Below are 14,971 nucleotides of genomic sequence, written 5' to 3'. Positions count from 1 at the left end.
AACAGCTTGGGCCGCCCCGATTACGGGGCGGCCCAAGCTGTTTATCGCCATGTCCGCACTCGAATCCCCGGGGCGGAATCCCATCCACGCGGCGGCGCGCCCTGCAGGAGCAACTTGCCCGCGGCGTCGACCGCCCACGCCCACGTCGGGTCAGGCAGCTGCGGCCGGTTCGGCTCGGCCGGCGGCGCCGACACCGTCAAGCTGCTGGCTGCGGCTCTCACGATCACCCGCACGCCTCACCGCCCGCGCCGCCCCGGTCGCGGCCTCGCTGCGGGCTGAGTTCGGTGAGGACGGGGACCGATATCGGCCGCAGGTCGTACACAACATCGGCCCGGTCGACGCGCCCGATGCCGAGGCGTTCTCCGCGACCATGAGCGGTTCGTCATCGTGGCGGTGCGTTGTTCATCCGCATCTGTGCCAGACGCGTAGGGCCCGGTACCAAGGCTGGTACCGGGCCCGAAACAACAGAACAGATCAGCCGCGCTTGAGGATCTCGCCGCGGATCTGGCTGAACAGGGTGGCGCTCTCCGACTGGGAGCGGTTCAGGAAGATGCCCAGCGCCAGGCTCCCGCCGTCGGCCCAGCCGCAGACGGTCAGGGCCTGACCGTTGTTCGCGGTGGTGCCGCAGCGCATCGTGCCGCCCAGGGGGCCGGCGTCGACGTCCTGGATGCCGGTGACGCCCATCTCACCGGTGAAGGCGTCCTCGAGCTCGCCCTCCGGGTCGGTGATGCGACCGGTGGCACCGATCAGGCCCACCACCTTCGTCAGGTCGCCGGACGGGGCGTAGTAGGCGGCGATCGCGCTGTCGGCGTTGGTGTCGACCTTGATCTGCTGCGCCGTCTCGTTGGCCGTCTGGTTCAGGGCGGCGTTGTCGGTGACCTTCGTCAGGCCGGCGACGGTGGTCGGCAGGTCGATCCGGGCCGGATACTCCGCCGCCTCGGTGGGCGACGGGCTGGCCGAGGACGCCCCCGGCGTCGGGGTGGCGACCGGGTCGTCGTCGCCCGAGGTGACGGCCAGGCCGACACCCACGCCCACGAGGACCAGCAGGATCACGATGCCGCCGATCACCAGGGCCAGCATGCCGCCGCGGTTGCGGCTCGGCGGGGTCGGCGTGACGAACGACGGGGTCTGCTGCGGAGGCGCGTAACCCTGGTACGCGGGAGGGGGATACGAAGCGCCGTAACCCTGGTCGTACGACGGCTGCTGGTACGGCTGCCCCGACATCGGGGGCTCGGTGGTGTACGACTCCTGCGGGTTGTAGCCGCCAGTCTCGTAGCCGCCCTGGGTGTGGGGCGGTCCGCTGAGCGGAGGAGTGGGTGCGCCGCCGGAGTAACCCCCGTACTGGGGCTGGTTCTGCTCGGGCTGGCCGCTCCAGGACTGGCCGGACGGGGGGTAGGTCACGGGGGCCCTCCACGGGGTTGGTGCATGGTTCCTGTTCGAATCAGCGCCGGCGCACCGAAGGCATGCCGGAAACGGCCGCGGGAAGTGCGTCACGTCACAGATCCCCTGCTCAACAGCAGGATCTACGACGGTAACAACGTGCTGCCAACCTCCCGGTCCAGCGCTTGCGGACGTCCTGTAACGACGGAGGCGTCGAACAGAACGTTAATTCACCTATTGTCGCGGACCGGACCGTGCGCAACCTCGGCCAACTGTGCGCCGGTGGCCAGCCGAAAGACCGCGCGAACCGCCTCGCCGGTGGGCTGACACATGGCCGGGTGGGCGCCCCACCTGGGCGGCAACCGACCCCGCCGGCTCCGTAGACTCGGACTGTGACCGATACCTCGACCACCCAGCGACGCGAACTCTCCGCGCAGTACCAGCCCGCCGACGTAGAGCAGCGGCTGTACGAGGGTTGGGTAGAGGCCGGGGTATTCACGCCGAACGGGGAGGGCGAGCCGTTCAGTATCGTCATCCCGCCACCGAACGTCACCGGGTCGCTGCACGTCGGGCACGCGCTCGACCACACGATCCAGGACACCCTGATCCGCCGGCGGCGGATGCAGGGCTACGCCACCCTGTGGCTGCCCGGCATGGACCACGCCGGCATCGCCACCCAGAACGTCGTCGAGCGCCAGCTCGCCGGCGAGGGCCTGTCGCGCCACGACCTCGGCCGGGAGAAGTTCGTCGAACGGGTCTGGCAGTGGAAGGGCGAGTCCGGGGGCAAGATCCTGGGTCAGATGAAGCGGCTCGGCGACTCGGTCGACTGGTCCCGTGAGCGCTTCACCATGGACGAGCGGCTGTCCCGGTCCGTCCTCACGGTCTTCAAGAAGATGTTCGACGACGGCCTGATCTACCGCGCGAACCGCATCATCAACTGGTGCCCGCGCTGCCTCACCGCCCTCAGCGACATCGAGGTCGAGCACACCGACGACGACGGCGAGCTGGTGTCGATCAGGTACGGCGACGGAGACGACAGCATCGTCGTCGCCACCACCCGGGCCGAGACGATGCTCGGCGACACCGCCGTGGCCGTGCACCCCGACGACGAGCGGTACCGGCACCTCGTCGGGAAGACGGTCGAGCTGCCGCTCACCGGCCGGCGGATCCCGATCGTCGCCGACGAGCACGTCGACCCGAAGTTCGGCTCCGGTGCGGTGAAGGTCACCCCGGCGCACGACCCGAACGACTTCGAGATCGGCCAGCGCCACCAGCTGTCCAGCATCACGATCATGGACGAGCGTGCGGTGATCACCGCACCCGGTCCCTTCGAAGGGCTCGACCGGTACGAAGCGCGACCGGCGGTCGTGGCCGCGCTGCGCGAACAGGGCCGGATCGTCGCCGAGAAGCGGCCCTACGTGCACGCGGTCGGCCACTGCTCGCGGTGCTCGACCACCGTGGAGCCGCGGCTGTCGCTGCAGTGGTTCGTCAACACCGGTCCGCTGGCCAAGGCCGCCGGCGACGCGGTGCGCGACGGGCGCACGCGCATCGAGCCGCCCGAGCTCGCCAAGCGCTACTTCGCGTGGGTCGACAACATGCACGACTGGTGCATCTCGCGCCAGCTGTGGTGGGGGCACCGGATCCCGGTCTGGTACGGGCCCGACGGCGAGGTCGTGTGCGTCGGCCCCGACGAGGAGGCGCCCGACGGCTGGACGCAGGACCCGGACGTCCTCGACACCTGGTTCTCCAGCGGGCTGTGGCCGTTCTCGACCCTCGGCTGGCCGGAGCAGACCGACGACCTGAAGCGCTTCTACCCCACGAGCGTCCTGGTGACCGGCTACGACATCCTCTTCTTCTGGGTCGCCCGGATGATGATGTTCGGCCTGTACGCGATGGACGGAAAGCAGCCCTTCGACGTCGTGGCCCTGCACGGCATGGTGCGCGACCAGTACGGCAAGAAGATGAGCAAGTCCTTCGGCAACGTCGTCGACCCGCTCGACTGGATCGAGCGCTTCGGCGCCGACGCCACCCGGTTCACGCTCGCCCGCGGCGCCAACCCCGGCGCCGACGTGCCCGTGAGCGAGGAGTGGTGCCAGGGTTCGCGCAACTTCTGCAACAAGCTGTGGAACGCCACCCGGTTCGCGCTCATCAACGGCGCGACCGTCGAAGGTGACCTGCCGTCCGTCGCCTCTCTCGGCGACAAATCCACTGTTTCAGGGCTGAACACCGTCGACCGCTGGATCCTGTCGCGGCTGCAGACGGTCACGAAGCAGGTCGACGACTACTTCGAGCGGTTCGAGTTCGCCAAGGCATGCGACACCCTGTACCACTTCGCCTGGGACGACGTCTGCGACTGGTACGTGGAGCTGTCGAAGCCCGGCATGAGCGACACCACCCGCCGGGTGCTCGGGCACGTGCTCGACACGCTGCTGCGGCTGCTGCACCCCGTGATCCCGTTCGTCACCGAGGAGCTGCGCACCGCGCTGAACCCCGGCGGCGGGTCCATCGTGGTGGCCGCGTGGCCGCAGGCCGACACCTCGTTCCACGACGCCACCGCCGAAGCGGAGCTGGAGGCGCTGCAGCGGGTGGTCACCGAGGTCCGCCGGTTCCGCGCCGACCAGGGGCTCAAGCCCGGTCAGCGGGTCGCCGCGCGGCTCGACGGGCTCGCGGCCGCCGGGCTGGCGCCGCACGAGTCGCTCATCAGGTCGCTGGCGCGGCTCGACGACGCCGGCGAGGGCTTCGCGGCCACGGCGACGCTCGCGGTCGCCGGCGGGGTCACGGTCGCGCTCGACACGCGCGGGTCGATCGACGTCGCCGCCGAACGCGCGCGGCTCGCCAAGGACCTGGCCGCGGCCGAGAAGGAGGTCGCGCAGTGCCGGGGCAAGCTCGGCAACGCGGCGTTCGTCGAGAAGGCGCCGGCCGCGGTCGTGGCGAAGATCAAGGACCGGCTCGCCGCCGCTGAAGGCGACATCGCCCGCATCAACGCCGCGCTCGCGGCGCTGTGAAAAGCGTCGGGGAGACGCGCATGGTGATGGCCGGGTACGACGCGACGCGCGCGGGCGCCGCACAGCGGCGCGTGCGCGTGAACGGATGCGTGGTTCCCCGTGGCTGACGCACGCGACGAGTTCCGCCGGGTCGACGCCGAACTGATGGCGCGCGGCTACACCCGGATGGTCTTCGACCTCGGCCGCATCGAGGCGCTACTCGACCTGCTCGGCAACCCCCAGCGGGCGTACCCGACGGTGCACCTGACCGGAACCAACGGCAAGACGTCGACGGCGCGCATGGTCGACTCGCTGCTGCGCGCGCACGGGCTTCGGGTCGGCCGGTACACCAGCCCGCACCTGTCGTCGGTGCGGGAGCGGATCAGCATCGAGGGCGAGCCGGTCAGCGAGGAACGCTTCGTCGACATCTACCGCGAGGTACAGCCCGTCGCGTCCTATGTGGACAGTGAGGCCGAGGAGCCGCTGACCTACTTCGACCTCACCACCGCCCTGGCGTTCGCCGCGTTCGCCGACGCGCCCGTCGACGTCGGCGTCGTCGAGGTCGGCCTCGGTGGCGTCGACGACTCGACGAACGTCATCCAGGCGCGCACGTGCGTCATCACGCCGATCGGGCTCGACCACACCGAGTGGCTCGGCGACACACTCGAGGACATCGCGCTGGCGAAGGTCGGCATCGTCCACAAGGGAGCGACGCTGATCTGCGCCACCCAGCCACCGGAGGCGATGGAGCCGATCCTGCGCCACTGCGCCGAGGTCGGTGCGACGATCGCCCGCGAGGGCCAGGAGTTCGGGGTGCTGGGCCGCTCCCTGGCCGTCGGCGGGCAGGTGCTGACGCTGCAGGGCCTGTCAGGCGTGTACGAGGGGATCCACCTGCCGCTGCACGGTGGGCACCAGGCGCAGAACGCCGCGCTGGCCCTGGCGACCGTCGAGGCGTTCCTGGGCGCTGGCTCCAGCCGTGCCCTGGACGCGTCGGTGGTCCAGGAGGGCTTCGCCGGTGTGACGTCGCCCGGCCGGCTCGAGCGCGTGCGCAGCGCCCCGGCCATCCTGCTGGACGCCGCGCACAACCCGGCGGGCGTGGCTGCGCTGGTCACCGCGCTGGGCGAGGAGTTCGACTTCCGTCGCCTGGTGGCGGTGCTCGCGGTGCTGGAGGACAAGGACGTGCGCGGCATGCTCGACCGGCTCGAGCCCGCCGTCGACGCCGTCGTGGTCACGCGCAACACGTCTCCGCGCGCGATGCCGGCGGCGGAACTGGCGAACCTGGCCGTCGATGTCTTCGGCGAAGACCGGGTGCACGCGGTGACCGACCTGCCCGACGCCATCGAGCGGGCGGTGGCGCTCGCCGAGGAGGACATCGAACTGGGCCTGGGCGGCGTCGGCGTCCTGGTGACCGGCTCGGTCGTCACGGTCGCCGACGCGCGGAAGCTCCTGGTGCGGTGAGCACGGTTACCGACGCCCGGAAGCTCGTGGTGCGGTGAGCGCCCCGGACCCTGGCGACGCGCGGCCCTCGGGGCTGCGGAACCCGCCGGCGGCGGTGCGGGGCGCCGGCGCCGGCGCGCTGGCCGCGATGGCGCTGATCCTGCTGATGGGCATCGTGCCGTTGGTGCGCCTCGACGCACCGGCGGCCGCGGTGGTGGTCATCGCGGTACTGGCCGCCCTCGCGATCGTCCTGTGTGGACTCCTCAAGCGCGACTGGGCCTGGTACGCGGCCATCGCCATCCCGGTGACGTTGCTGGCGAGCAGCTTCCTGCACGTGGCGCTCGGCGTGCTCGGGGTGCTGTTCGCCCTGCTGTGGGCGTACATGCTCCACGTGCGGCGGTCCGTGCTCCGCTGACTCCCGTGCCGCTGACTCCCGTGCCGCTGACTCAGCGGCGGATCTCCCAGTGGGTCAGCGCGATGGCGTGCCCGTCGGGGTCGCGGAAGGTGGCGGCCCACAGCTCCAACTGCTCGCCGTGGCTGACCACTCTCGGCCGGTGCACGAACTCGACACCCTTGGCCTTCAGCTCGTCGTAGGCCGCCTGCACGTCGGGCACCTCCAGGTTCAGGTGCACCACCCGCCGGTCGACCGGCCGCAGGTCGGTGACCCGCTTCAACAGGATCCGCGACTCGCCCCGCGCCAGCACCGCGGAGGTCTTGCCGGTGTCGACCTCGGGGAGTCCCAGCACGTCGCGGTAGAAGGCCACCGAGCGGGCCAGCTCGCGCACGAACAGCGTGACGCTGAAGCCGCCCGAGCCGAGGCTCGACAGCCCCGCGGACGGGGCGGCGAGGTAGTTGTCGCCCTCGGCCGCGAAGGTGTCGGCGTCGGGTTCAGCGGCGGCGTCCGGCTCGTCGTCCGGGTCGAGGTCGGCGTGAGCCTCGGCCTCGGGATCGGCGTGGGGATCGGCGCCAGCGGGGGGATCGGTGTCGGGGTCGGTGGCTTCGACCGGAGTCCTGGGGGTCAACCGGCGGACGGTGCCGTTGGACGCCGCGGGCGCGCCGTCGACGCGCAGCGGGACGACGTTGAAGGGGTCGTCACCACTACCGGCGGCTTCGTCAGTGGGGTCGTCGGCGGGGACTTCGTCGGTGGGAATGGTTCGGGCGGCGGCGCGGGTGGGCGTGGAGCCGTTGGAGCCATGGTCGGGCAGGTCGAACTCCAGGGCCCGGAAGCTGCCGCGGTCGAAGGACATGCGGTCGGTTTCACTGCGGTCGGAGTAGGCGTGGTCGTCGACGATGGAGCCGGTCAGCACCTCGCCGTACCCGTTGGAGCCCGCCTCGACCGTGCCGGAGACGATCTCGGTGTAGTCGGGCTCCGGCCGCGACTCGGGACGGATCGGCTGGACCTCGGACTGCCCCGACTGCCCCGACGACGGCGACGTGCCCGACTGGGCCGGCTGCGGGGTCAGCGGCCAGTCGGGTGGCGGCTCCGACGGGGACTCGGCGACGTAGACGGGGTTGATGCCGCCGGACGCGGTGGCCCGGGGGTCGCCGGTCTCGCTGTCGGAGGCCTTGCGTTGGCGCGGGCTCGGGCGGCGCAGGTGCGGGCTCGGGCGGCGGCGGGGGAGCGGCAGGGACACGGCCGGGCCACCGGCTCCCGCGGCCAACGGCGTACCACCGGAGTCGGCGCCGCCGTAGCCGGAGCCACTGGAGCCGCCGGAGGTGCCGGGGCCGCCGGAGGTGCCGGGGCCGCCGGAGGTGCCGGGGGTGCTGGGTGCGCCGGAGTAGGTGGCGCGGGGGCCGGTGCCGGTGGGGCCGGTGCTGAAGGGGCCGGAACCTCCGGGGCCGTCGCCGCCCGGGCCTGCGCCGCCGGGGCCGTAGTCGTCCTCGTCGTCTTCGTCGTCGAGGGCTTCATGGCGGTCGGAGGCTCGGTCAGAGGCTCGGTCGGGGGTCTGGCCCTCGTCGGCTTCCTGGTCGGTGGCCCACAGCACGGGCTTCGGGGAGTCGGTGGCGGGTTCGGCGCGGGCGGCGGTGGTTGCCGCGGAGGACGCAGCGGAGGGCGCCGCCTCGTCGGATCGGTCCTCGCGCCAGTACTCGGGGGTCTCGTCGTCGTCCGGGTCGTAGGTCTCGGAGACGTAGGCGCGGTTGCGGCGGTCACGATCGGCGCGGACGTCGGCACCCAGCGGACCCACCCGGTCGGCGGTGTGGGGCTGTTCCCGGGTCTGGGAACGGGCGTCACCTTCAGGAGCTGAACCGGCGACGACCTTGACTTTCGGCGCGGCCGGCGGGGGTGCGGCCGCCGGCTCGACCAGCAGCGGCGCCGACACCGGCGCGAAGTCCGCGCTCCCGGCGGCGATCGTGGTGGAGCCGGTGGGCATGTTCGGCGGCGGCGTGGGCGGCGGGCCGACGGGAACGGGGGGCAGGTCGTCGTCGAGGTACTCGTCGGGAGGGAGGTCGTCGTCGAACTCGTCGTCGAGGTCGGGCGGGAGGTCCTCCACGTACTGCGGGTAGAGGTCCTCGCCGGCGGCCTGGGCGTGGGTGACGACCTTGTCCCAGAGCACCCGCACTTTGCGAGGATTGTTCGCGACCACCTCGACCGGCAGGGTGGCGCCGTCGTCGGGCCACTTGCTCACCGGGACGGCCGGGTCGAGCACGCGGACGGCGACCCCGTCGATTCCGGTGGCGAACACCGACAGGTGCAGCTCGCAGCGGCCGACCATGCCCGACGACGGCGGCGGCGAGGCGCTGTAGACGTGGGCGGTGCCGTAGATGTACTGGCGGCCGGTGGAGCGCACGGCGGTGAAGACCAGCAGCGCCGGGCCCAGCACGCCGACTGCCACACCCACGGCGATGATCCCCGGATTGCCCAGGCCGATGCCGTAGGACACGATGAACAGACCGACCGCGCCCAGTGCGATGGCGGTGAACTTACGCCCGTACGACATGCTCAGCCGATTGCCGTTAGCCAATGTGACCTCCCACGGGCTTTGTTTGAGGCTAGGCCCCAGGCGCGGGTCGCGAAAGCTGTGGTCAACGGTAATCGCGATGAAGGCTCGCCGTGGGCTCGGGTATCCTGGTCGCACAGGCGTCGACCCGGCCATCACCGGCGAGCCTCCGGAAGAACAGATCCGAAAGGGTCTCACTAGAACCGGACGGGGCGGCCCGTCACAGCCGGCCTAATGAGCGGCCATCCATTCTCGTGGATGGCAAGCGGGGTGGTACCGCGGGCCTCCACCAGGGCTCGTCCTCGCACGTTGGAGCAGTGACAGCGAGGAGCCACCGACATGTCCTACCCGAAGCACGCCGCGGTCGCGGGAGTGCCCGCGAGCCCGGACCTGCCCGCCGTCGAGCGGGGCGTGCTCGAGCACTGGAACTCCGACGGTACGTTCGAGGCCAGCGTGTCCGAACGGCCGGCGGGCGAGAACGGGTCGAACGAGTTCGTCTTCTACGACGGGCCGCCGTTCGCGAACGGGCTGCCGCACTACGGCCACCTCTTCACCGGCTACGTCAAAGACGTGGTGCCGCGGTACCAGACGATGCGCGGCAAGCACGTCGAGCGCCGTTTCGGGTGGGACACCCACGGCCTGCCGGCGGAGGTCGAGGCCGAGAAGCAGCTCGGAATCACCACCAAGGCGGAGATCCTCGCGCTCGGCGTCGACAAGTTCAACGCCGCCTGCAAGGAGTCGGTGCTGCGCTACACCAACGAGTGGGAGCGCTACGTCAACCGGCAGGCCCGCTGGGTCGACTTCGACAACGACTACAAGACGCTCGACCTCCCGTACATGGAGAGCGTCATGTGGGCGTTCAAGACCCTGCACGAGAAGGGTCTGGTGTACGAGGGCTTCCGCGTGCTGGCGTACTGCTGGCGCTGCGAAACCCCGTTGTCCAACACCGAGACGCGCATGGACGACGTCTACCAGGACCGGCAGGACCCGGCCCTGACCGTGGCGTTCCGGCTGGAGACCGGCGAGAACCTGCTCGCCTGGACCACCACCCCGTGGACGCTGCCGTCGAACCTGGCGCTGGCGGTGGGTCCGGACATCGAGTACGCGGTCTTCGCCGCCGACGACGGCCAGAAGTACGTGCTCGGTGCCGCGCGCGTCGGCGCGTACGAGAAGGAGCTCGCGTCGATGACGCGCGTGGGCTCGGTGTTCGGGCGCGAGCTCGTCGGGCGCAGGTACACGCCACTGTTCGACTTCCTCGTGGAGCCGGGCGGGGAGAACGCGTTCCAGGTGCTCGGCGCCGACTTCGTGTCCACAGAGGACGGTACGGGCGTCGTCCACATGGCGCCCGCGTTCGGCGAGGACGACCAGAACGCCTGCAACGCCGCCGGAATCCCGACCGTGGTGACCGTCGACGACCACACCCGGTTCACCGCGCTGGTGCCGGCGTACGAGGGCATGCAGGTCTTCGAGGCGAACAAGCCGGTGACCCGCGACCTGAAGGAACGCGGGCTCGTGGTGCGCCACGACTCCTACACCCACTCGTACCCGCACTGCTGGCGGTGCAGCACGCCGCTGGTCTACAAGGCGGTGTCGAGCTGGTTCGTGGCCGTCAGCACGTTCCGCGACCGGATGGTCGAGCTCAACGAGCAGGTCACCTGGGTGCCCGGGCACGTCAAGGACGGCTCGTTCGGCAAGTGGCTCGCCAACGCCCGCGACTGGTCGATCAGCCGCAACCGGTTCTGGGGCTCGCCGATCCCGGTGTGGAAGAGCGACGACCCGAACTACCCGCGCGTCGACGTCTACGGCTCGCTCGACCAGCTCGAGGCCGATTTCGGCGTGCGCCCCGACGACCTGCACCGGCCCGGCATCGACGAGCTGACCCGGCCGAACCCCGACGACCCGACCGGGAAGTCCACCATGCGCCGGGTTCCGGAGGTGCTCGACTGCTGGTTCGAGAGCGGCTCGATGCCGTTCGCGCAGGTGCACTACCCGTTCGAGAACCGCGACTGGTTCGAGCACCACTACCCGGGCGACTTCATCGTCGAGTACATCGGGCAGACCCGCGGCTGGTTCTACACCCTGCACGTGCTGGCGACGGCGCTGTTCGACCGGCCGGCGTTCCGCACATGCATGGCGCACGGCATCCTCCTCGGCGAAGACGGCCGGAAGATGTCGAAGAGCCTGAAGAACTACCCGGACGTCCAGGGCGTGTTCGACACCTACGGCTCCGACGCGATGCGCTGGTACCTGCTGTCGTCGCCGGTGCTGCGCGGCGGCGACATGCCGGTGAAGGACAGCGGCGTGCGCGACTCGGTGCGCCAGGTGCTCCTTCCACTGTGGAACGTCTGGTCGTTCTTCACGCTGTACGCCAACGCGGAGGGCTACGAGGCCGTTCGCAGGACGGACTCGAAGCACCTCCTCGACCGGTACGCACTGGCGAAGACCGCCGACCTCGTCGACGCGGTCACCGCGCAGATGGACGCGTACGACATCTCGGGTGCGTGCGCGTCGGTGCGGTCCTACCTCGACGCGTTGACCAACTGGTACGTGCGCCGGTCGCGCGACCGGTTCTGGGCCGGCGACCGCGAGGCGTTCGACACGCTCTACACGGTGCTGGAGACGCTGTGCCGCGTGGTCGCGCCGCTCGCGCCGCTCACGGCCGAGGAGGTGTGGCGCGGGCTGACCGGCGGTCGGTCGGTGCACCTGGAGGACTGGCCCTCGGCCGATCTTCCCGCCGACGCCCAGCTGGTGGCGAGCATGGACGCCGTCCGCGACGTCTGCTCGGCGGCGCTGTCGCTGCGCAAGGCCAAAGGGCTGCGGGTGCGCCTGCCGCTGCCGGCGCTCACCGTGGCGACGCCGCGGGCCGAGGAGCTGCGGCCCTTCCTCGACCTCGTCGCCGACGAGGTCAACGTGAAGAAGGTGGACCTCACGGTCGACCTCGCCGGGCACTGCGAGCAGGTGCTGACGCTCGTGCCGCGGGTGCTCGGTCCGCGCGTGGGCAAGCAGGTCCAGGCCGTGATCAAGGCGGTCAAGGCCGGCGACTGGCAGCTGGTCGACGGGCAACCGGTGGCGGACGGGGTCACGCTGCGGGAGGGCGAGTTCGAGCTGAAGCTGGTCGCCGCCGACGCCGACCACTCGGCGCCGCTTCCCGGCGGCGAGGGGGTGGTGGTGCTCGACACCGCCGTCACCCCGGAGCTGGCGGCGGAAGGGCTGGCCCGCGACGTGGTCCGGGTCGTCCAGATGGCCCGGCGCGACGCGGGGCTGGCCGTGTCGGACCGGATCACGCTGACCGTCGACGCCGACGGCGAGGTCGCCGACGCGGTGCGTACGCACAGCGCGTTCGTGGGCGCCGAGACGCTGGCCGGGTCGGTGTCGGTCGGCACCGTCGAGGGCGGCTTCGAGGGCGAGGCCGGCGACGGCGTGGCCGTGCGGGTGCTGGTCCACAAGATCTGAGCGAAAGAGAGGGGACGGCCAGGGCCGTCCCCTCTCAGCTCTTGTTGACCTTCCAGACGGCGAACGCGTTGCCCTCGGTCGCGCAGGCGAGCCGGAAGTAGTCGGCGTGGCAGGTGCCCGGGCGCACCGTCTCCTCGCTGGCCTCGGTCTTGCCCTCGTCGCCCATGTAGATCGACTCGATGGCGACCTTGCGGGGCTCCATCGGGGCCGTGCCCGTGGGCACGAACACCACGTGACCGTTGCCGATCGCCCAGATGCGTCCGCCGTACTTCTTCGCCGCGCCGTCGGCGGTCTCGACGGTGGTGGTGAACGTGACGTCGCCCTCGGTCGAGGTGACCAGCAGCCAGCCGAACGGGCTGCTCTTCTCGTCGGCGACGACGCCCGGGACGTTCGCGTACGGCACCTTGGCGCGGAAGGTCCTCTCGGAGCCGGCGAACGTGGCGAGCTCCCGGGTCGACGCGTCGTCGCCCTTCTGGTCGATCACGCAGCTGATGCCAGGGTTCTGGTTGCAGCTGCCGATCCAGAGCGGCTTGCGGTCCGCCGGGCCGCGGGTCAGCTGCGGGACCGCGCCGTTGAAGATCTGGTACTCCGCCCTGTCCTCCGTGTAGTACAGGCGGTTGTCCTGCGGGTGCATGTGGACCAGGTTCGGCGGCGTGCCCGGCGGCACCTTCTCCACGGCGTACGCGATCTTGTTCTTCGCGGTCTCGTAGAGGTACAGCACGCCGTCCTTGTCGAGCACGCCGACCTTGTCGGCGGAGACGCGCAGGTCCGAGAGCAGCCGGGCACCGGCCGGCAGGTTCTGGGGAGCGTTCTCCTTCGGGGTCTTGCCGGCCGTTCCGGACCTGATCTTGCCGACGCTCGGCGCGTAGACCACGTACTCGAGGTCCTGCGTGATCCGGTCGACCCGGGACAGCATGACGCCGTCGTCCTTGCCGAGCGTCAGCGTCGTGTGCAGGTCGTCGACGCCGTTGGTGAGCTCGACGTACCTGGTGCCGTTCGCGGCCGGCTTCGAGAACACGGCGATCCAGTTGTCGATCTGCCGCGCGCTCTCCCACTCGCCGGTGACCGTCGACCGGTGCCGCCGCTCGGCGCCGGTGGCCAGGTCGATCGTGACCACCTCGACGGTGCCGTCGGTGCGCTGGCCGATCGCGTACGCCTTGGTCTCGGCGGCGAACGCCTGGCGGAAGCCGTTCGGGGCGAGCTCGCCGATCGTCGTGGTGCGGGGGTCGGACAGGGTCGGCGTGACGAGGAAGCGGTTGTAGGCGTAGTAGCCGGTCGCGACGACGCTGAGTACGAGCAGGGGGACCAGGACCGCGGCCACCCAGATCCACTTCCGGCCGCCGCGGGAGCGCCGGCCGCGCCGCGGCTGCTGCGGCGGTGCGGAATGGGGCGGCCCCCCGTGCGGCGGCCCCCCGTGCGGCGGCCCCCCGTGCGGCGGCCCGCCGTGCGGCGGTGCGGAGTGCGGCGGTGCGGAGTGCGGCGGGTAGCCGGGTGCGGCGTGCGGCTGGGGGAACCCGGGCGGGCCGCCCGGCGCGGTCGAGACCGGCATCGCCGAGACGGGCATCGCCGTGGGCGGCCCGGACGACGGGACGGCCGACACCGGTACGCCGCCCGACAGCGACGTCGCCGTCACCGATGCGGCCCGCTGCACGGGGATGGCCGGTGCGGCGGCGGCCCGCTGCGCCGACACCCCCGGTGCCGCCGCACCCGCGACGGCGCCCTCGGCCACGGGCAGCTCGGGCTGCTCCAGCACCGTCGGCGCGATGCCCGTGTACGTGTGCAGGAGCCGGCTGACCAGCGGCACCCGGCTCGTGCCGCCGACCAGGAAGATGCCGGTGAGCTGGTCGGGCTGCAGGCCGCTGTGGCGCAGGGCGGCGGTGAGCTCGCCGGTTGCCCGGTTGAGCAGCGGCGTGGCCAACTGCTCCAGCTCGTCGCGGGTCAGGTGCAGCGACGCGCTCACGCCGGGCACCGCGATCGGCGCGGTGGTCGCCCGGGACAGCATCTCCTTAGCGGCGCGTACGTCGTCCCAGAACGCTCTTCTGTGCCGTCGGCCGAGTTCGTCGGTGGGCTGGCTGATCTGCGCCCACACCTGCGGGTGCTGCGCGGCCAGCAGCTGGCCGAGGTGGTTGACGATCGCCGCGTCGATGTCGAGGCCGCCGAGGTCCTCGGCGCCGCCGCTGCCGACGACGGTGAACGTGGCGCCGTCGTTACGCACGAGGGCGACGTCGAGCGTGCCGCCACCGAAGTCGAAGATCGCCAGGACGTGGCCGGGCGGCACCGGGCGGCGGAGGGTCTCGGTGAAGTAGCGCGCGGCGGCGATGGGCTCGGACATGAGGTTGACCGGCGGCCATCCGGCGGCCGCGGCGGCCTGCTGGAGCCGCTGGCGGCGGTGGGTTCCCCAGGCGGCCGGGCACGTGATCACCGCCGGTGGCAGGTGACCCACCGTGTCGTGGACCGCCCGGGCGACCGCCCGCAGCGGTGCGGCCAGCACCTCGATGACGGGCAGTTCCCGGTCGCCGAGGAACAGGACGTCCTCGTCGATGCGGCGCTTCGGGTTGGGCTCGAAGCGGGCCGGGTCGAGCTGGGCCATCCGCTGCGCGTCGCGGCCGACGTGCAGGGTTCCGTCGTGGTCGAGGAACACCGCGCTGGGCAGCACCGGCTGGCCGTCGAACAGCACCGGCCGCGTCCGGCCGTCGGGCCAGCGGACGATCGCCACCGTGTTGGACGTCCCCAGGTCGATACCGACCGCATATCCCGTGCTCATGACGCCTCCCCCGC

The 14,971-nt window shown here is 71.5% G+C and carries 7 protein-coding genes; 4 read left to right on the top strand and 3 right to left on the bottom strand.

Translation table 11 applies throughout. The features are described 5' to 3' along the window. Positions 1–474 precede the first annotated feature (474 nt). Positions 475–1,401, bottom strand: coding sequence for a hypothetical protein (locus Voc01_RS51170; RefSeq protein ID WP_203935090.1), 927 nt, complete (start codon positions 1,399–1,401; stop codon positions 475–477). A gap of 371 nt (positions 1,402–1,772) precedes the next feature. Here Voc01_RS51170 and Voc01_RS51165 point away from each other — a divergent pair, with 371 nt between their 5' ends. The 3 genes from Voc01_RS51165 (at position 1,773) to Voc01_RS51155 (ending at position 6,216) form a co-directional block, all read left to right on the top strand. Beyond that, entirely contained in the window at positions 1,773–4,385 is a 2,613-nt protein-coding gene (locus Voc01_RS51165) for a valine--tRNA ligase (protein WP_203935089.1), read from the top strand. A gap of 144 nt (positions 4,386–4,529) precedes the next feature. Beyond that, positions 4,530–5,822 carry a bifunctional folylpolyglutamate synthase/dihydrofolate synthase gene (locus Voc01_RS51160; RefSeq protein ID WP_203935094.1) on the top strand — a complete coding sequence of 431 codons (1,293 nt, stop codon included), beginning with the start codon at positions 4,530–4,532 and terminating at the stop codon, positions 5,820–5,822. A gap of 34 nt (positions 5,823–5,856) precedes the next feature. Then, complete coding sequence (locus Voc01_RS51155) at positions 5,857–6,216, top strand: DUF4233 domain-containing protein (RefSeq protein ID WP_239161088.1); 360 nt, start codon at positions 5,857–5,859, stop codon at positions 6,214–6,216. Positions 6,217–6,247: 31 nt separating this feature from the next. Here Voc01_RS51155 and Voc01_RS51150 read toward each other — a convergent pair whose 3' ends face one another. Continuing rightward, on the bottom strand, positions 6,248–8,740 hold the full coding sequence (locus Voc01_RS51150) for a VOC family protein (protein ID WP_203935088.1): 2,493 nt from the start codon (positions 8,738–8,740) through the stop codon (positions 6,248–6,250). A gap of 339 nt (positions 8,741–9,079) precedes the next feature. Between Voc01_RS51150 and ileS the strand changes: the two genes are divergently transcribed. After that, positions 9,080–12,193: an isoleucine--tRNA ligase gene (gene ileS, locus Voc01_RS51145; RefSeq protein ID WP_203935087.1), complete on the top strand. Its 3,114-nt coding sequence runs from the start codon at positions 9,080–9,082 to the stop codon at positions 12,191–12,193. 34 nt (positions 12,194–12,227) lie between these two features. Here the strand turns inward: ileS and Voc01_RS51140 are convergent, their stop codons facing one another. After that, positions 12,228–14,957: an Hsp70 family protein gene (locus tag Voc01_RS51140; protein WP_203935086.1), complete on the bottom strand. Its 2,730-nt coding sequence runs from the start codon at positions 14,955–14,957 to the stop codon at positions 12,228–12,230. Positions 14,958–14,971: the final 14 nt, after the last annotated feature.

The sequence above is a fragment of the Virgisporangium ochraceum genome (assembly GCF_016863655.1).
Classification (GTDB): domain Bacteria; phylum Actinomycetota; class Actinomycetes; order Mycobacteriales; family Micromonosporaceae; genus Virgisporangium; species Virgisporangium ochraceum.
This window is presented reverse-complemented; position numbering and strand designations above follow the sequence as displayed.

Bases quoted from the DNA above. Each gene is read 5' to 3' on its own strand.
- Voc01_RS51160 (WP_203935094.1), top strand. From the start codon at position 4,530: ATGGCGCGCGGCTACACCCGGATGGTCTTCGACCTCGGCCGCATCGAG.
- Voc01_RS51150 (WP_203935088.1), bottom strand. From the start codon at position 8,740: ATGTCGTACGGGCGTAAGTTCACCGCCATCGCACTGGGCGCGGTCGGT.
- Voc01_RS51140 (WP_203935086.1), bottom strand. From the start codon at position 14,957: ATGAGCACGGGATATGCGGTCGGTATCGACCTGGGGACGTCCAACACG.
- ileS (WP_203935087.1), top strand. From the start codon at position 9,080: ATGTCCTACCCGAAGCACGCCGCGGTCGCGGGAGTGCCCGCGAGCCCG.